We start from the raw sequence: 26291 nt of genomic DNA, 5'->3' as shown, positions 1-26291 counted from the left end.
CCTTCCGCATGGATCCGTCATCGGGGGGAACGCAGTTCCCTCCGGAGGATCTTCCCACTCGCCGTCTTCGGCAGTTCCGCGAGGATCTCGACCTCCCGGGGGTATTTGTACGCCGCGAGCCGCTCGGCGCAGTACGCCGTCAACTCCTCGGGCGCCACCGTGGCTCCGGGACGGAGGCTGACGCAGGCGCGGACGGTCTCGCCCCGGTAGGGGTCGGGGACGCCGACGACGGCCGCCTCGCGGACCGCCGGGTGGGTGTAGAGGACGTCCTCCACCTCACGGGGCCAGACCTTGAAGCCGGAGGCGTTGATCATGTCCTTCTTGCGGTCGACGACGTAGAGCCAGCCCGCCTCGTCCATGAATCCGATGTCGCCGGTGCGCAGTTCGCCGTCCGGGAAGGCGGCGGCGGTGGCCTCGGGCAGCCCCCAGTAGCCGGTGACCACCTGCGGGCCCCGCACGGCGATCTCGCCGTGCGTGCCGAAGGGGACCTCCGCGCCGTTCTCGTCGAGGATCCTGACCACCGTGTCCGGGCCGGGGACGCCGACGGACAGCGTCCCGGAGGCCGGGTCCACGGGTGCCTCGCGCTCCGGCGGTACGGCGGCGCAGGGGGCGGTGCACTCGGTGAGCCCGTAGCCGTTGTGGAGGTAGGGGCCGAACTCCGCGCGGAACTTCTCGATCAGGGCGGGCGGTACCGGTGCGCCGCCCGAGGAGATGATCCGGAAGGAGGCGAAGTGCCCGGGGGTGGCGCCGGGGTGGGCGGCCAGCGCCATGAAGGCGGTGGACGGGCCGACGGTGTAGGCGGGGCGGTGCTCGGCGAAGGCGTCGAGGACGACGCCGGGGTGGAAGCGGTGGGCGAGGACGAGGGTGCCCGCGTTGGCGAGGCAGGCGGCGAGCTGGCACACCACGCCGGTGATGTGGAAGAGCGGGGCGAGCGCGAAGTAGGCGGAGCCCTCGGGGACCGGGTGGCCGGTGCGCTGGCGCTCGGCGTTGACCATGATGTTGCGGTGCGCGTTCATGGCGCCCTTGGGGGTGCCGCTGGTCCCGGAGGTGTAGCTGATCAGCGCCACGTCGTCGGCGCCGGGCACCCGCCCCTCGGGGGCCCCGCCGCCCCGGCGGGCGACGGCGACCAGGTCCTCGGTGTCCCGGGGCACCGGCAGCCGTTCGAAGGCGAGGACCCGTTCGTCGTTCCGGGTCTGGAGGTCGAGCTCGCTGGTGGTGAGGACGATCCGTACGGACGGGGCCCCGGCCGCGGTCTCCCGCAGGAACGCCTCCCAGATCCGGTCCGCGCAGATCACCGCCGTGACCCCGGCGTCCTTCAGGACGTGGCCGACCTCGGCCGATTTGTACATCGGGTTGAGCGGGACGACGACGGCCCCGGCCTTCCAGGCGCCGAGCAGCGCGAGGACGAACTGCGGGCTGTTCTGGAGCATGAGCGCGACCCGGTCGCCGGGCTCCAGCCCCTTCGCGGCGAGGTGGCCGGCGACCGCGTCGGAGAGCGCGTCGGTCTCGCGGTAGCCCAGGCGGCCGTCGAAGTAGGCGAGGGCGGCGCGGTCGGGGGTGCGGGCGGCGGACTCCCGGAAGGCGTGGACCAGGGTCGGGGCGGGGTGGACGGGGGCCCGCTGGGCCTCGCCGAGGAGGGCGAGCCAGGGCCGGGCGGCGTAGATCGATCCGGTCATGCGCCGGTCCCCTCCCAGGTGCGCTGGAGGTGGTTCATGCCGTCGAGCCAGTGGTCGGTGTCCTTGGCGCGGGCCCGGTAGTAGCCGGCGACCTCGGGGTGCGGCAGGACCAGGAAGCGGTCCTGGGCCATGGCGTCGAGGAGGGCGTCGGCGACCGCCTCCGGCTCGATGGCGCTGGGGGCGAGGACCAGCTCCCCGGCCGATCCGGCGGCGGTGAGCATGTCCGTACGCACCCCCTGCGGGCAGATGGCGTGCACCTTGATGCCGCGGTGGCGGTAGGTGAGCGAGAGCCACTCGGCGAAGGCGACGGCCCCGTGCTTGGTGACGCTGTACGGGGCGGCGCCGATCATCGTGAGCAGCCCGGCGGCGGAGGCGGTCGAGACGAACCGGCCGCTGCCGCGCTCCAGCCAGCCGGGCAGCAGCTCCCTGGCCGCGCGGACGTGGGCCATCACGTTCACGTCCCAGGCCGCGGCCCAGACCTCTTCGCCGGCGAGGGCGTCGCCGGGCGAGGCCAGTCCGGCGTTGGCGCAGTAGATGTCGACGGTGCCGTCCAGCGCGTCGCGCGCCTCGGCCACGATCCCGGAGGCGTCACCGGCGACGGCGGTGGCACCGATCTCCCCGGCCAGCGCCTCGATCCGCGCCCCGTCGAGGTCGTTGACCACAACCCGGGCGCCCTCGGCGGCGAACCGGCGGGCCAGTGCGGCCCCGATCCCGCCGCCGGCCCCGGTGACCACCACTCCCGCACCCTTGACCACGCCCATCGGTTCCGCCTCTCTCAGCCGACTCCACCGGCAGACTAACCAGTCGGTATGCCGGAGCGGAAGGGACGGGACCCAGGTGGCGGACACTCCTGTCGCACCAGTCCCGTCCGGCTCGTTCCGTACGGCCGGAACCCGCGCTACCGTGCGTGGCCATGACATGCTTCGCGATCATGGAGGTTGCCGGATGAGCCTGTCCAGACGTGGTTTGCTGGCCGCGGGCGGTGCGGTGGGGGCCCTCGCCGCGACGGCCGCCGGGGCCGGGACGGCGGCCGCCTCGCCCGCTCCGGGCAAGGGGCGCAGGGTCCGTACCGGCTTCGACCGGCTGGCGGCGGACGGCTACGCCCTGCTGAAGGGCGAGAAGGTCGGCATCGTCACCAACCCGACCGGGATCACCTCCGACGTACGCCACATCGTCGATGTGATGCACCCGGACGAACGGGTGGACCTGATCGCCGTCTTCGGCCCGGAGCACGGTTTCCGCGGCACCGCGCAGGCGGGCGGCTCGGAGGGCCGGTACGACGACCCGGCGACCGGACTCCCGGTCTACGACACGTATCTGAAGAGCGGTCAACCGCTCGCCGACGTCTTCACCGCCTCCGGCGTCGACACGGTCGTCTTCGACATCCAGGACGCGGGCGCCCGCTTCTACACGTACATCTGGACGCTGTACGACTGCATGGAGGCCGCGGCGCTCGCGGGCAAGCGGTTCGTCGTCCTGGACCGGCCGAACCCGGTGACCGGGCGGGCGGCGCTCGGCCCGGTCCTCGACCCGGCCTTCGGCACCTTCGTGGGCCGCCGGGAGATCGCCCAGGCGCACGGCATGACCGTCACCGAGCTGGCGCTGCTCTTCAACGCGCGCTTCCTGGCCGACCGTCCGGTCGACCTGCGCATCGTGAAGATGTCCGGCTGGAAGCGCACGGACTTCTTCGACGCGACCGGGCTGCCGTGGGTGCCGCCGAGCCCCAACATGCCGACCCCGGACACCGCGCTGGTCTACTCGGGCACCTGCCTGTTCGAGGGCACCAACCTCTCCGAGGGGCGCGGCACCACCCGCCCGTTCGAGCTGCTGGGCGCGGAGGGCATCGGCCCGCGGTGGGCGGAGGCGGCGAACGCGCTCGGCCTGCCCGGGGTCGCGTTCCGGGAGGCGTACTTCGCGCCGACGTTCTCCAAGTTCCAGGGGAGGACGGTCGGCGGGGTGCAGCTGCACGTCCAGGACCGCGAGGTCTTCGACCCGGTGCGCACCGGCATCGGGCTGCTGGTGACGGCGAAGCGGAGCTGGGACGGCTTCGCCTGGCGCTCGGACAACTGGATCGACAAGCTCACCGGCAACACCCGGGTCCGCACCATGATCGACGCGGGCGCGGACACCGACGAGGTGGTCGGGGCGTGGTCGGCCGACCTCGCCGCGTTCCGGGCGGTCCGCAAGCGGTATCTCCAGTACTGACGGAGCCGGGCGGGTCCGCGCGTGCGGACCCGCCCGGTTCGCGGCCTACCGGTGGGCGGAGAACTCCACCACCTGCTGGTAGGTCGGGCGGTTCTGCCAGTGGATCGCCTTCTGGGTGATCCCGCCGAGCGCCCGGTGGATGATCGAGTCGGTGCACCACTGGTCGCCGGCCTTGCACGTGCCGTCGCCCGGGTAGACCGCGGTGGCCGGTTCGGCCACGGCCTGCTTCAGGGCGCCGAGCAGGGCGTCGCGGCAGCCGTCCGCGTCACCGCCGCCGCAGTACGTCCGGGCCAGCGGCCCCTTGACCGACTGGCCCAGGACCTGGCGCAGGTCCTTGTCGACAAAGCCCCACCAGCCGTACTGGAAGGCGGAGCCGCTGTGCGCCCCGCTCGGCCCGTGGCTGGCGGCCGGGGACTCGTCGGTGGCCAGGCTCGTGGTCAGCGCCCCGTACAGGTCGTCGCCGAGCCCCGGCCGGAACTCGGCCTCGACCAGCTTCGGCCACCACGCGTCCATGATCCGCACCGCGTCGGCGTGGGTGTAGGTGTGCGAGCCCGGGCTGGTCTCCTTGCGCTGCGAACCGGCCGCCCGCCAGGAGTCCAGCTGCTGGACGGCGGCGTTCAGCGCGGGGTCGGTGACCGGTTTGGCGCGGATCACCTTCAGCAGTTCGGGCAGCAGCTGCTCGCCCCGCAGATCGGTGACGGCCGCCTCGGCCATGGCACGGGTCAGCGACGCCCGGGTCACCCCGCCGTCCTCGACCAGCTTCGCCACCCGCTGGTCCAGCAGATCGCCCCGGTGCACGGCGCTGAGGCCGAAGCCCGCCGCCGCGTACCCCTTGGCCTGCCGGTTGTTCCAGGAGATGTAGTAGTCCTGGCCGCTGGAGTTCGGGTGCGCGGCGAAGGCGGTGTACGCGGCGGTGTTGGCCGCCGGGTCGAAGTCCTGCCACTCGTAGGCCCGTTCGGCCCTGATCGGCAGTGCCGGGTCGACGTCCGCCGGGCGCACCGGGTTCAGCCCGCTGTTGTAGTACGCGGCGGTGCGGGAGTCGGCGTAGAACCAGTTGAAGGCGTAGTCGATGCTGCTCGCCGCCCGCTGGAAGGAAGCGGCGTCCGTAACGTACGAGGGGTCGTTGAGCATCTGGAAGCCGATGATCGAGTCCGCCTCGTGGCGGTAGGTGGAGCGCAGCGAGGTGTACGCGACGGGCCTGCCGTCCACCGTGGCGCGGTGGGTGACGATGCCGTAGTTCGTGCGCCGCGCCTGCATCCGGTAGGAGCCGGCCGCGGTGGAGTCGGCGACGGTCGGCTTCCAGGAGTTGGTGCGCTCCAGCGTCTCCATGGCGGTGCAGGTGCCCCGGTAGAGGTAGTGCGTGGAGTCCTTGGTGGGCGTGGATCCGTCGGGTTCGCACAGGTCGACGGTGTAGGTGTCGGTGATGTCCTGGGCGGCCGAGGTGGCGCTCCAGGCGTAGTCCTGGCCCCGCCCCATCTGGATGTACATGCCGACCCCGGCGAAGGAGACGCCGCGGGCGCTGATCCCGGGCCCCTGGAGCTCCTGGAGCATCATCAGCTGCGGGGCGAAGTAGCCGGTCTGCGGGCCGAAGACGGCGATCGGGTTGCCGCTCGCGGTGTGCTTGCCGGAGACCAGCAGGGCGTTGGACATGCCGCGCTTCTGGGCGCCGGAGCCGGAGCCGGGCAGCGAGCCCTCGGGGATGACGCCGTCGTCGTAGATGCCCTGGGCCTTCTTGAGCCGGGCCGGGGCCTTGACGGGGGCCTTGCGGTCGGTGCCCGCGGAGCCGGTGCGGTCGTAGATCAGGGGTTCTGCGGTGACGGAGCCGGGGTCGGGCAGTGCGGTGCCGTGCGCCTGGCCGGGCTTGCCGGCGTAGGGGAAGGCGGTGCCGTCGTGGATCGTCAGCACGGCCTCGGGGTCCTCCCGCTGGCGGAAGGACTCCCAGACCTTCGTGCCCTCGGCGACCCCGTACTTCTGCTGGGCGGCCAGCAGCGAGAGCGCCGCCTGCACCTCGCCGCCACCGCCGCCGCCGAACTGGCCGCCGACGACCGAGGCGATGGAGATCAGGTCGGTCAGCTTGAAGGGCTGGATCTCACCGATGTTGGTGATGGCGTCGATCTTTCCGGTGAGCACGTACTCGCCGGGGAAGTAGCGGCCGTTCTTGGACTTCTCGCGGTAGGCGTTGATGCCGTCGACGTACGCCTGCGCGTCCGCCATGGCCTGCTCTCCGCGCTCACCCTCGTGGGTCCGGATGTATTCGACCTGGGCTTCGAGATCAGCCTCGGTGTACGGGGCCTGTGGCCAGAACTGTTGCTCCAGTCCCTGGTTGGCCAGCGCGCCGCCGGCGAACGAGGTCAGCTCGCCGCGCCCGATGTGCCGGAAGAGGTCCATCAGCCAGAGCCGGTCCTGCCCGGCCGCGTATCCGGCGCCGAACTCGGTGCCGTAGCGGGTGGTGCCCTTGATGTGCGGGACGCCGGAGGCCTTGTCGCGGGTGATGGTGACGTCGTCGCGCGGCGAGGTCACGGACTCGACCTGGTCCGCGGGGACCCCGAAGGAGGCGTCGTTGAAGAAGTCGGTCAGCTTCTGGTCGGTGAGGCCGGAGTACCCGGCCACCAGCCCGTTGTAGCGGTCGAGTTGGTCGTCGCTGTGGGCGGGGTGCGTGCCGACCGTCTTGTTGCCGAGGATCTCGACGAGGGTGGCGTTGCCGTTCTCGCCGGGCGGCAGGATGTCGTCGCACTGCCCTTGGCAGTAGTCGGTGACGGGGGCGGGTTCCGCCGCCGCGGCGGTGGACGCCTGCGGCGCGGCCGCCAGCAGGGTGGCGCCGAGCGCGAGGACCGCCGCCGCGGCGGCGGCTCTGGACATGACGGTGCGTGGGGGCATGGATGCTCCTCGGGGAGGCCGATGCGCCGGAGGTTACTGGCGGTACGACCCACCGGTAAGATGAACATCCGTCACTTTTTCCGAATCATCACATGAGCAGGTTCGCGACGGCCGTACCGACCGGCGGACGGTCTAATTCCGGACAACGTCACGCCCCACGGGATCCTCTGGAGGCGGCCGTACGTCCCTTTCATGACGCCGAAGTACGAGCGACGGAGGTGACGGAGCGGTGGCAGGATTCCGGAGTCTTGCGAGACAGGTGCGCGATCCGCGGAACGATCTGGCGCTGCGGCGGTATTCGCTGCGCAAGTGTTTGGAGAGGTTCGCCCCCTACGGCCATCGGGCGACCTGGGACCATCTGTGCGTCCGGCACGGGATGGACCCCGAGGACCGGTCCCCCGACCCGGCGCGCCTGGTGCGCGCACTGGAGGAACTGGAGGCGGGACGGGCGGTCTGGCTCGGTTACGAGGCCGGGTTCGCCGAGCGCCGCAGGCGGGAGAAGCACGGCGGCCGGCGCCGCCCCGGCAGCTTCGACGACTGGCACCGGCTCACCTGGGGCGGCAACGGGGTGGCCCGGTGCGAGGACCCGGCGGTACATCCGTCGGCCCCGCTCGCCGAGGTGCTGCACCGGCTGATCACGGCACTGGAGTCGGCGCCCGGCACGGTCTGCCCGGTGTGCGCGGGCGCCGAGGTCCACTGGCGGCGGGACCTCTCGCACGAACCCTGGACGGGGCCGGTCTGCGCGGAGTGCGGGATCGTGGTGCCCCGCCCGGTGCTCACCCCGGAGGCGCTGGCCAGGGCGCGGGGAGCACGGCGGCGGGACCTCGCCCCGGTGGCCTGAGCGGCGCCGCCCCCGGCGCCGCCCGCGCGGACCGGGCCGCCGCGGCTACGGGCGTCCGGGCCCCGGCCGCTCCGGCATCAGGCGCGAACCGCTGATCCGCCGGCCGGAGACGTCGTCAGGGTTGGAGAGCACGCAGGTCTCCAGCGAGAGGCAGCCGCAGCCGATGCAGTCGGTGAGGTGGTCCCGCAGCCGCCCCAACTGCTCGATGCGCTCGTCGAGTTCGGAGCGCCAGGCGGCGGAGAGCCGCGCCCAGTCCTCCCGGTTCGGGGTGCGTTCCTCGGGCAGTTCCGCGAGGGCCTCCCGGATGGTGGCGAGCGGGATGCCGACCCGCTGCGCCGCACGGACGAAGGCGACCCTGCGCAGCGCGTCCCTGGTGTAGCGGCGCTGGTTGCCGCTGGTGCGACGGCTGCTGATCAGGCCCTTGGCCTCGTAGAAGTGCAGGGCCGAGACCGCGGCGCCACTGCGCGCGGAGAGCTGCCCGACCGTGAGCTCGTGGAGTGTCTGTGGGATCTGGGGCACCTCTCCAACCCTACTGGCCCACGCACCGGCCGATCCATCGTTGACAGGAACCGCACCGCCGACCATCCTGAGCAAGCGCTTAGACAGTGCGCCGAGACGGCCCGGAGCGGAAGGCAGGGACCAGGGACATGGCGGAGCCGAGGATCTTCACGTCCGCGCAGGAGCTGCGCGACGGAGTGGGCGAGCAGCTGGGGCACAGTGACTGGCTGGAGGTCGAGCAGAAGCGGATCGACCTGTTCGCGGAGGCCACCGGCGACCACCAGTGGATCCATGTGGACCCGGAGCGGGCCGCCGCCGGACCCTTCGGCACGACGATCGCGCACGGCTATCTGACGCTCTCGCTGCTGCCCACGTTCGTGCCGCAGATCATGCGGGTCGAGGGCATGCGGATGGGCATCAACTACGGGACGAACAAGGTGCGTTTCCCCGCCACCGTGCCGGTGGGCTCGCGGCTGCGGGCGACGGCCGTGCTGAGGAGCGTCGAGGAGGCCGGGGGCGGCGTGCAGGTCACCGCCGTCGTCACCGTCGAGCGGGAGGGCGGCGACAAGCCGGTGTGCGTGGCGGAGTCGGTGTCGCGCTACTACTTCTGACGGTCAGCGGCTCCCCGGGGCCCGCTACTTCCGCGGGTCCGCCCCGACCATGCGCAGGACGAGGCCGGCGTAGAGCTCGCCGACCTCGTCCGGCGTCCGGCTGCCCCGGGTGTTGAACCAGCGCGCCACGTCGATGCAGAGCGAGAGCACCGCGAGCGTGGTGCCCGGGACGTCGGGCACGTCGAACTCCCCGGCCCGCACCCCTTCGCCGATGATCCGCCGGACCACCGCGTCGCTCCGGCGGCGCAGTTCGACGATCTCGGCGCGGTGCTCCTCGCCGAGGGCGTCGAGCTCGTACTGGACCACGCGGGCGGTGGTGTGCCGCTCGGCGTGCCAGCGGACGAAGGACCGGACGGCCTCGGCCAGCCGCTCCCCCGCCGTGCCGTCGCCGTCGGCGGCCGCCTCCAGGACGGACAGGGCGCGGTCGTGGCCGATCCGGCTGATCCGGTGGAGCAGCTCTTCCTTCGTCTTGTAGTGGATGTAGAGGGCGGCGGGGCTCATGCCCGCCCGGCCCGCGATGTCACGGGTGGTGGTGGCGTGGTAGCCCCGCTCGGCGAAGGCGTCGACGGCGGCGACGAGCAGCCGCCGGGCGGCCTCGGGCGTCACCTCGGCCCACGGCGCGCCGTCGTCGCTCTCCTCCGCCGTGCTCATCGTCGCTCGCCCCTCTCATCGGCAGGACGAACACCATACCCCGAACCTGAGCAAGCGCTTAGGGCGCGTCCGTCGGATCGGGCCGGGGCCGTCAGAGCTTCTGGAAGGGGTCGTGCTCGGCCAGGATCTTCTCCAGTCTGGCCTGGTCGACCCGGCTGACGAGCTGCCCGGCCTCCTGCCGGTCGCGGACGACCTTGGCCAGGGTGAAGCAGGAGGTGACGAGGTAGAGGACGCCGATCGCGAGGAATCCGCGGACCCAGGCGTCGGCGTCCAGGAAGTAGATGCCGAGGGTCACCGCGCCGATCGCCACCCCGAAGGAGGCGACGGCCTGGCCGTAGAAGGCCGCGGTGCCCTGCTGCTTGACCGATGGTGTCTCACTCATGGCGCCCAGCATCGCGGAGACGTGGCGCACGCCACATCCGTTCGCATACTCAGCAGGTACTCATACACCCGTTCGAGCAACACCGCGCCGTCCGGGCTCAGAAGGCGGAGACCCCCGTCAGCGCGCGGCCGATGATCAGCTTCTGGATCTGGCTGGTGCCCTCGTAGAGCGTCATCACCCGGGCGTCCCGCAGCAGCTTGCCGACCGGGTACTCGTCGATGTAGCCGTAGCCGCCGAAGACCTGGAGGGCGTTGTTGGCGGCACGGACGGCGGCCTCGGAGGCGAAGAGCTTCGCCTGGGAGGCGGCGGTGGCGAAGTCCCGGCCCCGGTCGATCAGGTCCGCCACCCGCCAGGTCAGCAGCCGGGCGGCGTCGACGTCCACGGCGATGTCGCTGATCAGCTCCTGGACGAGCTGGTGGCCCGCGATGGGCCTGCCGAACTGTTCGCGCTCGGTCGCGTGGCCCACGGCGGCGTCCAGCGCGGCCTGGGCGATGCCGACACAGCCGGCCGCGACCGACATCCGTCCCTTGGCCAGGGCGGACATGGCGACGGAGAAACCCTTGCCGGGCGGGCCCATGAGGGCCGACGCGGGCACCCGGACGCCCTGGAGGACCAGCTCGGCGGTGGCCTGGCCGCGCAGGCCGAGCTTGCCGTGGATGGCGCGGCGGCCGAGACCGGGAGTGTCGGCGGGGACCAGGAAGGCCGATATGCCCCGGTGGCCCGGGGCCTCGCCGGTGCGGGCGAAGAGGAGCACCACATCGGCCCAGGTGCCGTTGGTGATGAACATCTTGCTGCCGTCGATGACGTACTCATCGCCGTCGCGGACCGCCCTCGTCGTCAGGCTCCCGGCGTCCGAGCCGGTGCCGGGCTCGGTGAGGCCGAAGCAGCCGACCGCCTCACCCGAGGTGAGCGCGGGCAGCCAGCGCCGCTTCTGCCGCTCGTCGCCCCAGGCGGCGATGGTCTTGGCGACCAGGCCGAGGGAGACGGAGACGATGCCTCGGACCGAGGAGTCGCCGCGCCCCAGCTCCTCGGTGACCAGGCAGTACGCGAGGTGGTCGCCGCCCGAGCCGCCGTACTCCTCGTCGACGGTCAGTCCGAGGAACCCGACGGATCCGAGCTTCTTCACGATCGACCGGTCGACGCTCTCCGCCCGGTCCCAGGCCACCACGTGCGGGGCGATCTCCCGGGCGACGAAGTCCCTGGCGAGCCGCCGGACGGCTTCCTGCTCCTCGCCGAGTTCCAGGTTCATCCTTCGACCCCCCACGTTAATTAGCACTGCTAGTTTTCAGTTCGCAGGCCCTACTATGTGCCGCATGGCCCGACCGCGCAAGCCCCTCCTCAGCAGAGACCGCATCGTCGGGGCGGCGGGCGCGCTCGTGGACGCCGAGGGACTCGGCGCCGTCTCCACCCGCCGTCTCGCGGCCGAGCTCGGGGTCAGCGGCCCCTCCCTCTACAACCACTTCCGCAACAAGGACGAGATCCTGGACGCGGTCGCGGACACGGTCTCCGCCCAGGTCGACCTGTCGATGTTCGAGGAGTCGGACACCCGGGACTGGCGGGCCGCCCTGCACGACTGGGCCGTCTCCTACCGTGCGGCACTCACCGAGCACCCGCACATCGTCCCGGTGCTGGCCCAGGGGCCGGGCCGCAGACCGGCCGGGCTCCGGGTCGCCGACGCGGTGTTCGGCGCGATGGTCCGGGCCGGCTGGCCGCCCGCCCAGGCGACGTACATCGGGGCCCTGATGCGGTACTTCATCACCGGTTCGGCGCTGGGCTCCTTCGCCCGCGGCTTCGTGGACGACGAGACGGCGTACAACCCCGCCGACTACCCCCATCTCGGCCAGGCCCATCTGCTGGCCGAGCGCGGGCGGCGGATCGACGACGGGGCCTTCGAGACCGGGCTGCGGGCCCTGGTGGACGGCCTGTCGGCCCAGTACGAGCTGCTGGCGTCCGACCGGACGGTTCGGCGGGGACCGAACCGTCCCTGACGCATCCTGGGTGCATGGCACGCATGGCACATCCCGATCCGGCCGCGCCCCGGCTGGCCGCCCTGGCGGCGCTCCTCGCCGACGAGACCCGCGCCACCTTCTGCCTGGCCCTGCTCGACGGCCGCGCCTGGACCGCCGGGGAGCTGGCCCGGTACGCCTCCGTGGCCCCGTCGACCGCCAGCGAGCATCTGGGCAGGCTCGTCGCCGGCGGGCTGCTCGCCGAGGAGCGGCAGGGCCGCCACCGCTATCTGCGGCTCGCCGACGCACGGGCCGCGCAGCTGGTCGAGGACCTGGCGGCGCACGCCGTCCCCGGCCCCGTACCGGTGCGCCCCCGGAGCCTGGGCGCGTCGGGCGCCGACCGCGCGACGGCCCGCGGCCGCACCTGCTACGACCACCTCGCCGGGCGGCTCGGCCTGGCCGTCACCGACGCGATGACCGCGCGGGGACTGCTCCGCCAGGACACCGGATTCGCCCTGACCGAGGACGGGCTGAGCTGGTTCGCCGGGCTGGGCATCGCCCTGGAGCCGTCGTCCCGGCGTCCGCTGGCGCGGGGCTGCCTGGACTGGACGGAACGCCGGCCGCATCTGGCGGGCACGGCGGGCGCCGCGCTGTGCCGGCACGTGCTGGAGGCGGGGTGGTGCGTGCGGATCGGCTCCGGGCGCGCGGTGAAGGCGACCGGGGAGGGCGAACGGGAGCTGCGCGCGCACCTCGGCATCGAGCCGGAGGCCCTGCGCTGACCGGGACCGTTCGGCGGGCGCCGAACGGTCCCGGCCCTACGGTCGGCGCATGACGACGACACCCGCCCCCGCGGCGCCCCGTGACTGGCGGACACCCGCCGCGGCCTGCACCAGCGTCCTGCTGTGGGCCTCCGCCTTCGTGTCCATCCGCAGTGCCGGGGACGCCTACTCGCCCGGGGCGCTCGCCCTCGGCCGGCTGCTGGCGGGCGGCCTGGCCCTGGGCACCCTGCTGGTGCTGCGGCGCGAGGGGCTGCCGCCGCGGGCCGCGTGGCCGGGCATCCTGTGGTCCGGGCTGCTCTGGTTCGGCCTCTACATGGTGGTCCTCAACTGGGGCGAGCGGGAGGTGGACGCGGGTACGGCCGCGATGGTGGTGAACATCGGCCCCCTGCTGATCGCGCTGCTCGGGGCCCGGGTGCTGGGCGAGGTGCTGCCCGGCCGGCTGGTCGCGGGGATGGCGGTGTCGTTCGCGGGCGCCGTCGTGGTGGGGCTCTCGCTGTCGGGGCACGGGGGCGCCTCGGGGCTCGGGGTGGCGCTGTGCGTGCTGGCCGCGGCAGCGTACGCGGCGGGGGTGGTCGCCCAGAAGCCGGCACTGCGGCACGGCTCGGCCCTCCAGGTCACGGCCTTCGGCTGCCTGATCGGCGCGGCGGCCTGCCTGCCGTTCGCCGGAACGCTGGTCTCCGAGGCCGCCGAGGCACCCCTGTCCGCCACCCTGAACATGGTCTACCTGGGGCTCTTCCCGACCGCGCTGGCCTTCACCACCTGGGCCTACGCGCTCGCCCGGACGACCGCCGGGCGGCTGGGGGCCACCACGTACGCCGTGCCCGCGCTGGTCGTGGTGATGTCCTGGCTGCTCCTGGACGAGGTGCCCGCGCCGCTCGCGGTGGGCGGTGGGCTGCTCTGCCTGGCCGGGGTGGCGGTCTCCCGGTCGGGTGAGCAGACTGGGCGGACACGCGGGGGTCGGGCACAGCCGGTGGAAGGACGCCGAGATGACACGGAGCGCCAGGCGGGCGAGCGGTCGCGGTAGCACGAAGCGGGCGGCGACCGGGGCCGACGCGTCCGGACTCGAAGGGTTCCGCGTGACCGACAGCGGCGACGACGACCCGGTCCTGGTGACGCCCGAGGGGCGGCCCCGGGACGCCTGGCGCGAGGACTACCCGTACTCCGTCAAGCTCGGCCGGCGGTCCTACGAGAAGTCCAAGCGCTCCCTCCAGATCGAGCTGCTCAAGCTCCAGTACTGGGTGAAGGAGCACGGCGAGCGCCTCGTGATCCTCTTCGAGGGGCGCGACGCCGCAGGCAAGGGCGGAACGATCAAGCGGTTCACCGAGCACCTCAACCCCCGTGGCGCGCGGGTGGTGGCCCTGGAGAAGCCCACCGAACGCGAGCGCACCCAGTGGTACTTCCAGCGGTACACGGCCCATCTGCCGTCCGCCGGGGAGATCGTGCTGTTCGACCGGTCCTGGTACAACCGGGCGGGCGTGGAGCGGGTGATGGGCTTCTGCACCACCCGCGAGTACCTCGAATTCATGCACCAGGCGCCGGGGTTCGAGCGGATGCTGGCCCGGGACGGCATCCACCTGGTGAAGTTCTGGTTCTCGGTCTCGCGCAACGAGCAGCGCAACCGGTTCATGATCCGGCAGATCGACCCGGTGCGGCAGTGGAAGCTGAGCCCGGTGGACCTCGCCTCGCTCGACAAGTGGGACGCGTACACCGAGGCCAAGGAGCTGATGCTGTTCCACACCGACACGGCGGACGCGCCCTGGACGGTGGTGAAGAGCAACGACAAGAAGCGGGCCCGGCTGGAGGCGATCCGGCACGTGCTGCACCGCTTCGACTACCCGGACAAGGACATGGACGTGGTGGGCGAGCCCGACCCGCTGATCGTCGGCCCGGCCTCCCGGCTCTTCGAGCAGGGCGAGATGGACGCCCGGCTGCTCACCACGGAGCGGGCGGAGCCGGGGCCGACGACGCGCTGAGGGGCCGTAAGGAGGTCAGTCGAAGACGACGAGCGCGCGGCCGCCCCGGCCCGCGAGCATGGCGTCGAAGGCGGCCGGGATGTCCTCCAGACCGATCCGCCCGGTGACCATCGCGGAGAGGTCGAACGCGCCGGAGCGGATGTGTCCGGCGATGACCGGGAGGTCCCGGGCGGGGTCGCTGTTGCCGTAGACGCAGCCGGTCAGCGAGCGGCCCCAGTGGAAGATCTCCAGGGCGTTGAAGGAGACCGTCTGGTCCTTGCCGCCGATGCCGACGACCGTGGTGCGGCCGCCGCGGCGGGTGGACTCCCAGGCGCCCCGGATGGTGACCGGCCGGCCGACGCACTCGATCGCCACGTCGGCGCCCTGGCCGCCGGTGAGCCTGCGGACCGCGCGCGGGGTGGTGTCGGAGGCGACGACGTAGTCCGTGGCACCGGCCCGCCGGGCCAGCTCCTCCTTCTCCGGCGACACGTCCACCGCGATGACCTTTCCGGCGCCCGCGATCCGGGCCGACTGGAGCACCGCGAGGCCGACGCCCCCGACGCCGAACACGACGACGGACTCCCCGGCGCGCACCCGGGCGCTGTGGTGGACCGCGCCGTATCCGGTGAGGACGGCGCAGCCGAGCAGGGCGGCGTCGGTGAGCGGGATGCCGTCCGGGGCGGGCAGGACGCAGTTCGCGGGGACGACGGTCTCCTCGGCGAAGGCGGCCACGTTCAGCCCGGGGTGGAGCTCGGTGCCGTCGTCCGCGCGCCGGGCGTGCACGGATCCCGCGCCGGTCAGCGCGTTGGCGCACAGCCAGACCTCACCGATCCCGCAGTGGTGGCAACTGCCGCAGGAGGGCGCCCAGTTGAGCACGACCCCGTCGCCGGGTGCGACATGGCCGACGCCCTCGCCGACCGCGAGGACGGTGCCCGCGCCCTCGTGGCCGAGGACGGCCGGTACGGGCACCCGCATGGTGCCGTCGCTGAGCGAGAGGTCGGAGTGGCAGACCCCGGCGGCGGCGAGGGCGACCCGCACCCGGCCGGGGCCGGGCTCGGGAAGCTCGATGCCGGTGATCTCCAGCGGGGCTCCGACGGCGGGCAGTACGGCGGCGCGGACCACGAGCGGACTCCTTGACGGACGACGGCGGGGGCGGGGCGGGGCAGGGCGTGGGGCTTCGGAGGGGGAAGCGGGGTTCAGAACTGGAGGGACTTGGTCTGGAGGTACTCCGCGAGCCCGTGCGCGCCGAGTTCACGGCCGACGCCGGACCGCTTGTAGCCGCCGAACGGGGCGAGCGGGTTGAACCGGCCGCCGTTGATGTCGACCTGGCCGGTCTCCATCCGCCGGGCGAACGCCACCGCCTCCGCCTCGTCGCCCGCCCAGACCGCCCCGGCCAGGCCGTACACGGTGCCGTTGGCGATGCGCAGGGCGTCCTCCTCGTCCTCGTAGCGGAGGATCGAGAGGACCGGGCCGAAGATCTCCTCCTGGGCGACGGTCATCTCCGGGGTGACGTCGGCGAGGACCGTGGGGCTGACGAAGTAGCCGTGTTCGCGCGGGGCCCCGGGGCCGCCCGCGACGAGCCGGGCGCCCTCGGCGATCCCCCGCTCGATGTATCCGCGCACCCGGTCCCGCTGCCTGGCGCTGACCAGCGGGCCGATGCGGTCGGCGTACTTGGCGGCGGCCTCGGCGGCGAGCGCGACCGCCTCGTCGTACCGGGAGGTGTGCACCAGCATCCGGGTCCAGGCGCTGCATGTCTGGCCGGAGTTGCCCATCACGTTGGCCACGCCGACCGCGACGGCCCTGGCCAGGTCCGCGCTCTCCAGGATGACGTTGGCGGACTTGCCGCCCAGTTCGAGGGCGACGCGCTTGACGGCCGCCCCGGCCACGGCGCCGATCCGGCTGCCGACGGCGGTGGAGCCGGTGAACGAGACCAGGTCGACGCCCTCGTGCTCGGCCAGGGCCTGCCCGGCGACCGGCCCGAGACCGGTCACCAGGTTGAAGACGCCCGCGGGGACGCCCGCCGCGTGGACCGCCTCGGCGAAGAGCTGGGCGGTCAGCGGGGTGTCCTCGGCGGGCTTGAGGACGACGGTGCAGCCCGCCGCGAGGGCCGGGGCGACCTTCGCGACGATCTGGTGCAGCGGGTAGTTCCACGGGGTGATCGCGCCGACGACGCCGACCGGCTCGGCGTACACCGTGGAGTTGCCGACCCGCTCCTCGAAGGGGTGGCTCGCGGCCAGTTCGGCGTACGAGCCCGCGACGACGATCGGCATGCCCGTGTGCACCGCCCGGGCGAAGGGCGGCGGCGCGCCGAGCTCGGCGGTGACGGTCCCGGCGATCTCGTCCTCGCGGGCCGCCAGCGCGTCGCGCAGGGCGGCGATCCTGGCCGCCCGCCCGGCGGGGGCGGTGGCGGCCCAGCCGGGGAGGGCGGCGCGGGCGGCCCGTACCGCGGCGTCGACGTCCTCGGCGGTGCCCGCCGGGACCTCGGCGATGACCTGCTCGTCCACCGGGTTCACGACCGCGATCGTGTCCTTCCCGACGGCGGGCCGCCAGGCCCCGTCGAGGTACATGCCGTCGTGCGCCTTCATCGCTGTTCCTCCCGGACGCGGTTGCGGACGGGGTTTCGCCGCCGCCCGCGACCAAACTAGCGCTGTTAGTTTTCGGGCGCCAGGGAGACCCGTCACACCAGGGGCCGCGGGTCGGGTTCCGCCCCCTCCGGGTCCGCGAACTGGGTGCGGTACAGCTCCTCGTACCGGCCGCCGGCGGCGAGGAGTTCGTCGTGGGTGCCGCGCTGGACGATCCGGCCGTCCTCCACCACCAGGATGAGGTCGGCGGTGCGCACCGTGGAGAGCCGGTGGGCGATCACGACCGCGGTGCGTCCGGCGAGGGCCTCGGTGAGGGCTTCCTGGACGGCCGCCTCGGAGGTGTTGTCGAGGTGGGCGGTGGCCTCGTCGAGGATGACGACGCGCTGCCTGGCCAGGAGCAGCCGGGCGATGGTCAGCCGCTGGCGCTCGCCGCCGGAGAGCCGGTAGCCGCGTTCGCCGACGACGGTGTCGAGCCCGTCGGGCAGCGAGGCGACGAGGCCGTCCAGCCGGGAGCGGCGCAGCGCGTCCCAGAGTTCCTCCTCACCGGCCCCGGGGCGGGCGAGGAGCAGGTTGGCGCGGACCGACTCGTGGAAGAGGTGGCCGTCCTGGGTGACCATGCCGAGGGTGTCGCGCAGGGTGTCGGCGGTCAGGTCGCGCACGTCGACGCCGCCGACGCGTACCGCGCCCTCGTCGGCGTCGTACAGCCGGGGCAGGAGCTGGGCGATGGTCGACTTCCCGGCGCCGGAGGAGCCGACGAGGGCGACCGTCTGGCCGGGTTCGGCGCGGAAGGAGATGCCGCGCAGCACCTCGTCGCCGCCCCGGGTGTCCAGGCTCGCGACGTCCTCCAGGGAGGCGAGGGAGACCTTGTCGGCGGACGGGTAGCCGAACCGCACCCCGTCGAACTCGACGGAGACCGGGCCGTCCGGGACGGTCCGCGCGTCCGGCTTCTGGGCGATGAGCGGTTCGAGGTCGAGGACCTCGAAGACCCGCTCGAAGCTGACCAGGGCGCTCATCACCTCGACGCGCGCCCCGGCGAGCGCGGTGAGCGGGGCGTAGAGCCGGGTGAGCAGGAGGGCCAGGGCGACGACCGCGCCCGCGTCCAGCCGCCCGTGCAGCGCGTAGTAGCCGCCGAGCCCGTAGACCAGGGCGAGGGCCAGCGCGGAGACCAGGGTGAGGGCGGTGATGAACGTGGACTGGGCCATGGCGGTGCGGACACCGATGTCGCGCACCCGCCCGGCCCGGACGGCGAATTCGGCGGACTCGTCGGCGGGGCGGCCGAAGAGCTTGATCAGGGTGGCGCCGGGGGCGGAGAAACGTTCGGTCATCCGGTTGCCCATCGCGGCGTTGTGGGCCGCGGCCTCCCGCTGGAGCCGGGCCATCCGGGCGCCCGTGCGCCGGGCGGGCAGGACGAAGACGGGCAGCAGCACCAGGGCGAGCACGGTGATCTGCCAGGAGATGGAGAGCATGACCACGAGGGTCAGCAGCAGGGTCACCACGTTGCTGACGACGCCGGACAGGGTGTTGCTGAAGGCGCGCTGGGCGCCGATCACGTCGTTGTTGAGGCGGCTGACGAGCGCGCCGGTGCGGGTCCGGGTGAAGAAGGCGACCGGCATCCGCTGCACATGGTCGAAAACGGCGGTCCGCAGGTCGAGGATGAGGCCCTCGCCGAGGTTGGCCGAGAGCCAGCGGCCGACCAGCCCGAGGGCGGCCTCCGCGACGGCGATGACGGCGATGAGGAGGGAGAGCCGGGTGACGGTGCCCGGGTCCCGGCCGGCCACGATCGCGTTCACCACCCGTCCGGCGAGGACGGGGGTGGCGACGGCGAGCAGCGCCGTCACCACGCCGACCAGCAGGAAGAGGGCGACCCTGCGGCGGTGCGGGCGGGCGAAGGCGGCGATACGCCGCAGGGTGTTCCGGTCGAAGGGGCGTCTGTCCGCCTGGGCGTTCATGACGTTGTGGAGCTGCGTCCATGCCGTGGTTTCCATGCTCATGCGAGGAACGTACGACCTCCAGTGGGCTTGAGGTCAACGGCCGGTCCGCGCGGTGGCAGGGGGTCCGGGGCGGTGCGGGCTCAGCCCAGGGCGCGGGCCAGGTAGGCGCGGAGCAGGACGCGGGTCTCGTCGACGATGGCCCGGTCGCCGGCCGGGTCGGTGCGGAAGGCGAGCCGCAGAAGGGCGTCGGCGGCCTCGACGCAGACCAGGACGGTGCGGGTCAGGGCCTCGTCGGAGGCGCGGCCGAGGTGGCCGGAGAGCAGTTCGGTGAGCCGGCCCGCGACCCGCTGGTTGGGGTCGTCGTCCTGGTCGTCGGGGGGCGGGGCGCCGAAGTCGACCAGGGCGAAGCCGGCCACGGAGCGCTTCATCGCCAGGTACTCGTCCAGGACGGCGTCGATGGCGCTGCGCCAGTCGTCGGCCGGGATCCCGGCGAGCCGGGCGGTGATGCGCTCGGCGTAGCTGTCCAGGTTGCGCCGGGCCAGGGCGTCGGCCAGGGCGCGCTTGTTGGAGAAGAAGCGGTAGACGGAACCGATGGGCACCCCGGCGCGGAGGGCCACGGCCCGGGTGGACAGCTGGTCGTAGCCGGTCTCGTCGAGGAGTTCGGCGCAGGCGTCGAGTATCCGGGCGAGCCGTTCGGCGCTGCGTTGCTGTACCGGGGCGCGGCGGAGGTTCGTGTTCGCATGGGGCACGGGCTCCATGATGCCGTGGGCCTCCTCCGCGATGGTCGGCCGGTGGTCGTGGCGCGGGTGTCAGGCGATGAGCAGCGACAGCCCGCCGATGGTGTACGTGACCATCAGGACCAGCAGCGGGAGCTGCCCGGCGACGGCGCGGCCGGGCGGGAAGAGCCGTACGGACCGGTCGTGGGCGGCGACGACGCCGAGGACGTGTCCGACGACGATCGAGGCGACCTGGAGGGCGGCGACGCCGCCGGGGCCGAGCAGTGGTTCGGGCGGGGCGGGGCCGTCGGCGCCGGCCGCCACCATGAGGGTGCGGGGGCCCTCGGTGACGAGGAGCGTGAAGTAGTGGGCGACGAGGTAGCCGAGGGCGATCGGGACGAGGGAGTGGGCGAAGGCGGTGAGCGGGTGGTCGATCCGCCCGGAGATCAGCCGGACGGCCCCGGCGCACAGGGCGTAGAGGGCGGCGACGAGCGCGACGGCGCCGAGGAGTCCGAGGGTGGCCGCGGTGGTGCGGCCCAGGGGCGAGGTCTGGACGGTGGTGATCCAGGACGGGGAGTCGGAGAAGCCGTCGTAGGCGGTGGAGCCGAGCATGACGCAGACGGTGGCGACGAGTCCGGGGGCCTGCGGGGTGGCGTCGAGCCCGTTGAACGGCGAGCGGAGCACGAGGCGGCGGTCGGCGGGGCGGCGGCCGAGCGGGGAGAGCCGGGCGAGCAGGGCGGAGTAGGCCTCGAAGGCGTCGGCCCGGTCGAACCATCCGGCGCCGTGGCGGGCGGCGCCCGCGAGGTGGACGGCGGAGTAGAGGGCGAGGAAGAGCAGCAGGTGGCCGGTGGACGCGGGGTCGGGCGAGACGAGTTCGAGCCAGGTGAAGGCGAGGAGTCCGGCGGCCGCGGGCCACAGGCCGAGCCGGGCGGGCAGCGGGCGGCCCTCGGCGGGGTCGCGCCGCAGCGCCCGGCAGGCGAGCAGATGGACGGTGCGCAGCGGGTTGAGCGGCCGCCAGACGGGCCCGAGCAGCAGCGAGGCGGGGACGAGCCCCACCCACAGCAGTACGTAGACGGCTCCGGGCCCCGGGTTGCGGTCCGGGTCGTCGGGGCCGAGGAGGAGGAAGAGCACGACGTACAGGGCGGCGGCGAGCCCGAGGGCGCGCAGCGCGGTCCGGGTGGGGCGGGCGTCGGCGAGGCGCTGGAGGGCGGGCGGCAGCGGGCGTCCGGCCGCGTCGCCGCGGAACCGGGAGGCGGACCAGAGCAGTCCGAGCGCCAGGAAGGAGACGAAGAGTGCCGTGAAGGCCCCGGCGAAGGCGTAGAAGGGGGACAGCGGCAGGTCGTGCTGGGCGCCGATGCCGTGGGCGAGGGCGGTCACCGTACGACGAGCTGGGTCAGGAGCAGGTCGGACTCGTGGGTCTCGACCTCGAAGAGCCCGGTGCGGTCGGCGGTGAAGGTGAGGGTGACGGTCCTTCCGGCGGGGAGCCGGGCCTCCTTGTCGTAGCCGTGGACGTGGAGGGCGTCGGCGCGGTCGCTGCGGACGCGGAGTTCGACGGTGGTGCCCTTGTCGACCTCGGTGCGGCCGGGGCGGGGGCTGACCCTGCCGTCGGCGACCTCGATCGCGACCGTGGTGCCGGGCCGGGGGCTCGGGCTCCGGTCGGGTGCGGGGCCGCCGGACGGGGCGGCGAGGGAGGCGGTGGCCTGGACGGGGGCGGCGTCCACGGCCCAGGCGGTGTGGTCGTCGGCGTAGAGGCGGGCGGTGAGCCGGTCGCCGCCGCCGGTGGCGCGGACGAGGGAGGCGGGGAGGTGGTACCAGGGTCCGTAGAGGCGGGCGAGGGGGCGGCCGTCCAGGAACAGGCGGGCGTGGCCGCGCCCGAGGAGGGCGGCGCCGCCGACGCTGTCCGGGGTGAACCGGAAGTTCCGTACGGTGAGGTGGACGTTCCAGCCGTCCTCCGAGTCGGGGCGCACGGCGAGGGCCAGCGAGGGGGCGCCGTCGGCGTCGACCTGGCGGAGCCGGCTGCCGGAGCCGTCGTCGGCGGTGAGCAGCCGGCCGACGCTGCCGCCGGCCTGTTCGTGGCTGGTGCCGGGCTTGTGGTGGGTGGTGGCCCGCCCGCCGCAGGCGCCCGCGCCGAGGGCGAGGGCGGCCGCGGTGAGCAGGGCGAGGGCGGTCCGGGTGCGGGCGCGGGTCATGCCGTGCCTCCTTGCGGGGCGGCGGGGACGGGGGACGGGGCGGCGGCCGGTGCCGGGTCCTCGCGGTCCCCGTGGCGGGCGGCGGCGATCACCGCCCACACCACCCAGACCACGCCGAGCAGTCCCCGTATCCAGGCCGGGCCGACCGGTATCCACGGGATCATGTACACGGCCTTGTCCATGGCGTCGAGCAGGGTCAGCGCCCCCAGCACCACCGTGGTCCAGCCGAGCCACGGGCGCTCCCCGCGGAGCACGAGCCCGGTGCCGATCCACCACAGCCCCGTCAGCAGCAGCGCCAGCGCGGGCACATAGGTCGGGGTGAGCCCCGTCGTCGCCCCGGCCACGTCGAGCCCGAGTCCGGTCACGCCGAGGAGCGCGGCCGCGGTGGCGAGCCGGCTGCCGCGCAGCCTGCGCCACCACAGCACCCCGCCGACCAGCACGAGCACCACGGCGACGACCAGGGCCGCCTGCACCTCGATCCGTTCGATGCCCGTGGCCCCGTACCAGTCGCAGCCGGCCGGGAGGCGGCGCGCCTGGACGTTGTAGTCGGCGCAGACCAGGAGCTGGGCGAGTTTGACGGGTTCGCCGATCAGCCGGTCGGTGCGGACGGAGACGTCGCCGCGTTCACCGCCGCAGACGGGCAGGGTGCGCGGGGTGGAGGCCTTGGTGTCGCCCTGCCAGCAGTTGGCCTCGCCCTGGCCGTCCCACCAGACGTCCGTGCGGTTGGGGCGGGAGTTGCCGGCCTTGTCGACGCCGAGGTGGTTGCCCGCGTAGCGGTTGTGGTGCGAGGTGTCGGCCTGCTTGGCGAGCGCGCCCTCGCCGCGGATGAAGGCGGGCACGGCGGTCAGGACGAAGGCGGCGCGCTTCTGGCCGTAGATCCAGTTGTTCTCGTACAGGTTCCAGTTGCCGCCCGCGGTGATGATGCCGGAGCCGGGGGGCATGGAGATCTGCGGGCAGACGACGCCCTGTTCGTAGCCCCGGTCCACGGGCGGCTTGGCGCAGGTTCCGTCGGCGACGTTGGGGTAGTAGTCGGCGTTGTTGTCGTGGATCAGGTTGCGTTCGAAGCGGGCGTGGTTCTGCGGCAGTCCGGGGTGGCCGGGGAAGGCGCTGTCCATCGAGGCGCCGCCCATGTTGTGGTCGAACTCGTTGTCGTGGACGTAGACGGAGTCGCCCGCCGTGCCGGAGTAGCCGACCATGCTGTGGTGGCTGCGGCAGCCGGTGATCTCGATGGAGTAGCGCGGTACGTCGTAGCCGTAGCGGTCGTTGATGTTGGAGGCGCTGCCGGGGTAGATGCCGGAGTCGCCGTTGCCGTACGACTCGCAGTTCTTGTACAGCCCGTGGTCGCTGGCGAAGGTCAGGAAGCCGTACTCGTCGTTCCACCGGGTGAGGACGTCGTCGATGACGAAGCCGTCCTGGGCGAGGACGTAGAGGGAGTTGAAGGTGGTGCGCTGGGCGGTGAAGTTCTTGAAGTAGATGCCGTCGGAGCCGTCCGAGCGGATCGCGTTGAGCTTCTGGTACTTGGCGTCGATGATCACGTCGGTGCGTTCGGCGCCGGTGCCCTCGATCTGGAGGTCCTTCTTGCCGAGGATCGCCACCAGGTTCTGGTTGTGCGGGCACCGCTTCTGCTGCGCGTACGACAGGATCTGGTAGCCGAGCTGGGAGTTGGGCGCCTTCAGCCGGGTGCACTCCCCCGCCGGCTTCGGCAGCGAGGGCTCCTCCTCGTACAGGCCGGGCAGGACGGCGATGTTCATGCCGGGCCGGTCGACGGCGTCGACGGCCTGCTGCAGATGGCGGTATCCGGAGGCGCGGCACCGCTCGAAGAGCTTCAGGTTGCGGGCGCGCAGGGGGGCCGGGAAGCCCGACACCCGGCGCTCGAAGTCCGCCCGGTCGGTCTTGCAGACCAGCAGGTCGGGCTCGCCGGTGCGGTACACCGGAACGCTGCCCGTCCCGTCGGGGAGGGTGACCGGGCGCTCCTCGTGCGCCTGGGCGGCCGGTGCCGCGAGAAGGGCGGCCGCGAGCGCAGCCAGAAGCACCAAAAGTCTGCGTGTCCACGACATGGACGCGAGAGTAGAGCAATGTTCATCTTTTTGGACCCCCCGTGCACCGCACTTCCGCGCTTCCGATGCGGCGCGCATCCGGAACCGGCGGGCAAAGCGCACATCCGAAACCGGCGGCGTCCGAATGCCGTTGACTCTCCCCGACTCGATTCCTACGGTTACCCATAGGATTTCTTCGGCACCGGGAGCACACTTGAGTGGCATCGAGCAGGCGAGGAAGACGGCGGAGGCACTGGAGTACTCCGCCGGTTTCGGCAACGAGCACGGCTCGGAGGCGGTCGCGGGGGCGCTGCCGCACGGCCGCAACTCCCCCCAGCGCGCCCCGCTGGGGCTGTACGCGGAGCAGCTGAGCGGCTCGGCCTTCACCGAGCCGCGGGCCCACAACCGCCGCTCCTGGCTCTACCGGATCCGTCCGTCGGCGGCCCATCCGCCGTTCGTCCGGATCGACAACGGCGCCCTGCGCACCGCCCCGTTCACCGAGTCGGTGCCCGACCCCAACCGGCGGCGCTGGGACCCGCTCCCGGACCCCGCCCCCGGCACGGACTTCCTGGCGGGCCTGTGGACCCTCGGCGGCAACGGCGACGCCACCCAGCGCACCGGCATGGCCGTGCACCTCTACCACGCCAACGCCTCCATGACCGACCGGGTCTTCGGCGACTCGGACGGCGAGCTGCTGATCGTCCCGGAACGCGGCGGCCTGCTGCTCCGCACCGAGCTGGGCCTGCTGCGCGCCGAGCCGGGCCATGTCGCACTGATCCCGCGCGGCGTCCGGTTCCGCGTGGAGCTGCTCGACGCCACCGCCCGGGGCTATGTCTGCGAGAACTACGGACAGCCCTTCACCCTCCCCGACCTCGGCCCGATCGGCGCCAACGGCCTGGCCAACGCCCGCGACTTCCTCGCCCCGGTGGCGGCGTACGAGGACGAGGACCGCCCGTTCGAGGTGGTCAACAAGTTCTGCGGGAACCTCTGGTCGGCGACGTACGACCACTCGCCGCTGGACGTGGTCGCCTGGCACGGAAACCACACCCCGTACGTCTACGACCTGCACCGCTTCAACGTCATCGGCTCGATCAGCTACGACCACCCGGACCCGTCGATCTTCACGGTGCTGACCTCGCCGTCCGACACCCCGGGGCTGGCCGGGGTCGACTTCGTGGTCTTCGCGCCGCGCTGGCTGGTCGGCGAGGACACCTTCCGGCCGCCGTACTTCCACCGCAATGTGATGAGCGAGTACATGGGCCTGATCGAGGGCGCGTACGACGCCAAGACGGCCGGAAAGGGCGGCTTCGTCCCCGGCGGCGGCTCGCTCCACAACATGATGTCGGCGCACGGCCCGGACCGGACGACCTTCGACCGGGCGAGCGAGGCCGAGCTGAAGCCGCAGAAGATCGACGACGGTCTCGCCTTCATGTTCGAGACCCGCTGGCCGGTGACGGCGACCGGACAGGCGGCCACCGCCGACCATCTGCAGCACGGCTACGACGACGTGTGGCAGGGTCTGAGCCGCAACTTCCGCCCGTAGCCGACGACGGTCGCGGTCCACCAGAAGACGACGCCCGCTCCCGACGGGGAGCGGGCCGCCCCGGACGAAAGGCCCCAGGTGCCCCAGACGCCCAAGATCCCCCCGGGGCCCGCCTTCGCCCCCGACTCGCTGGTCCTGAACCGCAAGCTCCCGCTGTGGTACCAGGTCTCGCAGTCGCTGCGCGCCTCGATACTGGGCCGCGCCCGGGACGCCTCGGCGCGGCTGCCGACCGAGGAGCAGCTGGCCGCGCACTACGGGGTCAGCGTCCTGACCATGCGCCAGGCGCTCAAGGAACTGGAGACCGAGGGGCTGATCAGCCGGCACCGCAGGCGGGGCACCTTCATCGAGCCGCGCGCCCGCCGGGTCTCCCCGGTCCGGCTGCTGGGATCGATCGACGCGATCGTGGCGCAGCAGTCCGGCGAGCGGACCTCGGTGCTCGGCCACGGCCCGGTCGCCGTGCCGGGCGAGCTCGGCGCGTACTTCCCCGACTGCCCGGAGGTGGTCGGCTACCGCAGGCTGCGCCACGACGGGGAGAGCGACGAGCCCACCAACTGGGCGGAGAACCTGGTGCGCCCCGAGATCGCGGACCGGCTGGACGTCGCCGACCTGGAGCGCTGGCCGATGACGAAGGTGCTGCGCGACCGGGTCGGCGTACGGATCGCACGCATCACCGACACGGTCGAGGCGCGGCTGGCCGACCCGGTCACCGCGGAGCTCCTCCAGGTCCCGCTGCTGAGCCCGATCCTCTTCTACACGGGCGTGACGTACGACGAGAGCGGGCAGGTGATCGACGTGGCCCTGATCCGCTACCGGGGCGACCGGTTCTCCTTCTCGGTCACCGTCGAGGCGCACTGACGGCCCCGCCGGTACCCGGCC

At 73.1% G+C, this 26291-nt stretch carries 23 protein-coding genes; 9 read left to right on the top strand and 14 right to left on the bottom strand.

Features of this window, described 5'->3' with window-relative positions; genetic code table 11:
* Window positions 1–17 precede the first annotated feature (17 nt).
* Complete coding sequence (locus ACIQGQ_RS18980) at window positions 18–1676, bottom strand: class I adenylate-forming enzyme family protein (protein WP_402397190.1); 1659 nt, start codon at window positions 1674–1676, stop codon at window positions 18–20.
* The gene (locus tag ACIQGQ_RS18975; protein ID WP_402397188.1) at window positions 1673–2437 is read right to left on the bottom strand and encodes an SDR family oxidoreductase; all 765 of its coding nucleotides are present in this window, start codon (window positions 2435–2437) and stop codon (window positions 1673–1675) included. The genes ACIQGQ_RS18980 and ACIQGQ_RS18975 overlap by 4 nt, the downstream gene beginning before the upstream one ends.
* Window positions 2438–2621: 184 nt before the next feature.
* Here ACIQGQ_RS18975 and ACIQGQ_RS18970 point away from each other — a divergent pair, with 184 nt between their 5' ends.
* Window positions 2622–3881 (top strand): exo-beta-N-acetylmuramidase NamZ domain-containing protein, encoded by a 1260-nt coding sequence (locus ACIQGQ_RS18970; protein ID WP_402397185.1) that lies wholly within the window; start codon window positions 2622–2624, stop codon window positions 3879–3881.
* A gap of 45 nt (window positions 3882–3926) precedes the next feature.
* Here the strand turns inward: ACIQGQ_RS18970 and ACIQGQ_RS18965 are convergent, their stop codons facing one another.
* The gene (locus ACIQGQ_RS18965; protein WP_402397183.1) at window positions 3927–6758 is read right to left on the bottom strand and encodes a penicillin acylase family protein; all 2832 of its coding nucleotides are present in this window, start codon (window positions 6756–6758) and stop codon (window positions 3927–3929) included.
* A gap of 229 nt (window positions 6759–6987) precedes the next feature.
* Between ACIQGQ_RS18965 and ACIQGQ_RS18960 the strand changes: the two genes are divergently transcribed.
* Window positions 6988–7599 (top strand): hypothetical protein, encoded by a 612-nt coding sequence (locus tag ACIQGQ_RS18960; RefSeq protein WP_402397180.1) that lies wholly within the window; start codon window positions 6988–6990, stop codon window positions 7597–7599.
* 45 nt (window positions 7600–7644) lie between these two features.
* On the opposite strand, the gene soxR is transcribed toward ACIQGQ_RS18960, so the two are convergent.
* Window positions 7645–8118 (bottom strand): redox-sensitive transcriptional activator SoxR, encoded by a 474-nt coding sequence (soxR, locus tag ACIQGQ_RS18955; protein ID WP_402397178.1) that lies wholly within the window; start codon window positions 8116–8118, stop codon window positions 7645–7647.
* 128 nt (window positions 8119–8246) lie between these two features.
* On the opposite strand from soxR, the gene ACIQGQ_RS18950 reads away from it, so the two are divergent.
* Window positions 8247–8708, top strand: coding sequence for a MaoC family dehydratase (locus tag ACIQGQ_RS18950; protein ID WP_402397175.1), 462 nt, complete (start codon window positions 8247–8249; stop codon window positions 8706–8708).
* A 24-nt stretch (window positions 8709–8732) separates the two neighbouring features.
* Here ACIQGQ_RS18950 and ACIQGQ_RS18945 read toward each other — a convergent pair whose 3' ends face one another.
* The 3 genes from ACIQGQ_RS18945 to ACIQGQ_RS18935 all read right to left on the bottom strand — a co-directional run bounded on the left by ACIQGQ_RS18945 (window position 8733) and on the right by ACIQGQ_RS18935 (window position 10990).
* A complete protein-coding gene (locus ACIQGQ_RS18945; protein WP_402397172.1) occupies window positions 8733–9359 on the bottom strand; it encodes a TetR/AcrR family transcriptional regulator in 627 nt (208 codons plus the stop codon).
* A 91-nt stretch (window positions 9360–9450) separates the two neighbouring features.
* Window positions 9451–9741 carry a YiaA/YiaB family inner membrane protein gene (locus tag ACIQGQ_RS18940; RefSeq protein WP_385210496.1) on the bottom strand — a complete coding sequence of 97 codons (291 nt, stop codon included), beginning with the start codon at window positions 9739–9741 and terminating at the stop codon, window positions 9451–9453.
* 97 nt (window positions 9742–9838) lie between these two features.
* A complete protein-coding gene (locus ACIQGQ_RS18935; protein WP_402397169.1) occupies window positions 9839–10990 on the bottom strand; it encodes an acyl-CoA dehydrogenase family protein in 1152 nt (383 codons plus the stop codon).
* A gap of 64 nt (window positions 10991–11054) precedes the next feature.
* Here ACIQGQ_RS18935 and ACIQGQ_RS18930 point away from each other — a divergent pair, with 64 nt between their 5' ends.
* Genes ACIQGQ_RS18930 through ppk2 form a run of 4 tightly spaced genes read left to right on the top strand, consistent with a single transcriptional unit; the run spans window position 11055 to window position 14439 of the window.
* Entirely contained in the window at window positions 11055–11729 is a 675-nt protein-coding gene (locus ACIQGQ_RS18930) for a TetR/AcrR family transcriptional regulator (RefSeq protein WP_402397167.1), read from the top strand.
* Between the two features lie 14 nt (window positions 11730–11743).
* On the top strand, window positions 11744–12466 hold the full coding sequence (locus ACIQGQ_RS18925) for an ArsR/SmtB family transcription factor (RefSeq protein ID WP_402397165.1): 723 nt from the start codon (window positions 11744–11746) through the stop codon (window positions 12464–12466).
* A gap of 49 nt (window positions 12467–12515) precedes the next feature.
* Window positions 12516–13490 (top strand): DMT family transporter, encoded by a 975-nt coding sequence (locus ACIQGQ_RS18920; RefSeq protein ID WP_402397163.1) that lies wholly within the window; start codon window positions 12516–12518, stop codon window positions 13488–13490.
* Window positions 13453–14439, top strand: a complete 987-nt coding sequence (gene ppk2, locus ACIQGQ_RS18915; RefSeq protein WP_402397160.1) for a polyphosphate kinase 2 — start codon at window positions 13453–13455, stop codon at window positions 14437–14439. The genes ACIQGQ_RS18920 and ppk2 overlap by 38 nt, the downstream gene beginning before the upstream one ends.
* 15 nt (window positions 14440–14454) lie before the next feature.
* Here ppk2 and ACIQGQ_RS18910 read toward each other — a convergent pair whose 3' ends face one another.
* The 7 genes from ACIQGQ_RS18910 to ACIQGQ_RS18880 all read right to left on the bottom strand — a co-directional run bounded on the left by ACIQGQ_RS18910 (window position 14455) and on the right by ACIQGQ_RS18880 (window position 23893).
* Window positions 14455–15540, bottom strand: coding sequence for a Zn-dependent alcohol dehydrogenase (locus tag ACIQGQ_RS18910; protein ID WP_402397158.1), 1086 nt, complete (start codon window positions 15538–15540; stop codon window positions 14455–14457).
* Between the two features lie 74 nt (window positions 15541–15614).
* Complete coding sequence (locus ACIQGQ_RS18905; RefSeq protein ID WP_402397155.1) at window positions 15615–17003, bottom strand: aldehyde dehydrogenase family protein; 1389 nt, start codon at window positions 17001–17003, stop codon at window positions 15615–15617.
* Between the two features lie 92 nt (window positions 17004–17095).
* Window positions 17096–18991 carry an ABC transporter ATP-binding protein gene (locus tag ACIQGQ_RS18900; RefSeq protein WP_402397152.1) on the bottom strand — a complete coding sequence of 632 codons (1896 nt, stop codon included), beginning with the start codon at window positions 18989–18991 and terminating at the stop codon, window positions 17096–17098.
* 80 nt (window positions 18992–19071) lie between these two features.
* Window positions 19072–19689, bottom strand: a complete 618-nt coding sequence (locus ACIQGQ_RS18895) for a TetR family transcriptional regulator (protein WP_402397149.1) — start codon at window positions 19687–19689, stop codon at window positions 19072–19074.
* Window positions 19690–19740: 51 nt separating this feature from the next.
* On the bottom strand, window positions 19741–21024 hold the full coding sequence (locus tag ACIQGQ_RS18890) for a hypothetical protein (RefSeq protein ID WP_402397147.1): 1284 nt from the start codon (window positions 21022–21024) through the stop codon (window positions 19741–19743).
* The gene (locus ACIQGQ_RS18885) at window positions 21021–21836 is read right to left on the bottom strand and encodes a hypothetical protein (RefSeq protein WP_402397144.1); all 816 of its coding nucleotides are present in this window, start codon (window positions 21834–21836) and stop codon (window positions 21021–21023) included. Before ACIQGQ_RS18885 ends, ACIQGQ_RS18890 begins: the two co-directional genes overlap by 4 nt.
* Window positions 21833–23893 (bottom strand): right-handed parallel beta-helix repeat-containing protein, encoded by a 2061-nt coding sequence (locus ACIQGQ_RS18880; RefSeq protein ID WP_402397141.1) that lies wholly within the window; start codon window positions 23891–23893, stop codon window positions 21833–21835. Before ACIQGQ_RS18880 ends, ACIQGQ_RS18885 begins: the two co-directional genes overlap by 4 nt.
* Before the next feature lie 193 nt (window positions 23894–24086).
* Between ACIQGQ_RS18880 and hmgA the strand changes: the two genes are divergently transcribed.
* Entirely contained in the window at window positions 24087–25415 is a 1329-nt protein-coding gene (gene hmgA, locus ACIQGQ_RS18875) for a homogentisate 1,2-dioxygenase (RefSeq protein ID WP_402397139.1), read from the top strand.
* A 78-nt stretch (window positions 25416–25493) separates the two neighbouring features.
* Window positions 25494–26270, top strand: coding sequence for a GntR family transcriptional regulator (locus ACIQGQ_RS18870; RefSeq protein WP_402397136.1), 777 nt, complete (start codon window positions 25494–25496; stop codon window positions 26268–26270).
* Window positions 26271–26291: the final 21 nt, after the last annotated feature.

This window comes from Streptomyces sp. NPDC092952, from assembly GCF_044754785.1.
In the GTDB taxonomy this organism is placed as follows: domain Bacteria; phylum Actinomycetota; class Actinomycetes; order Streptomycetales; family Streptomycetaceae; genus Streptomyces.
The sequence above is the reverse complement of the archived record's forward strand: the minus strand, read 5'-3'. Positions and strand labels throughout refer to the sequence as shown.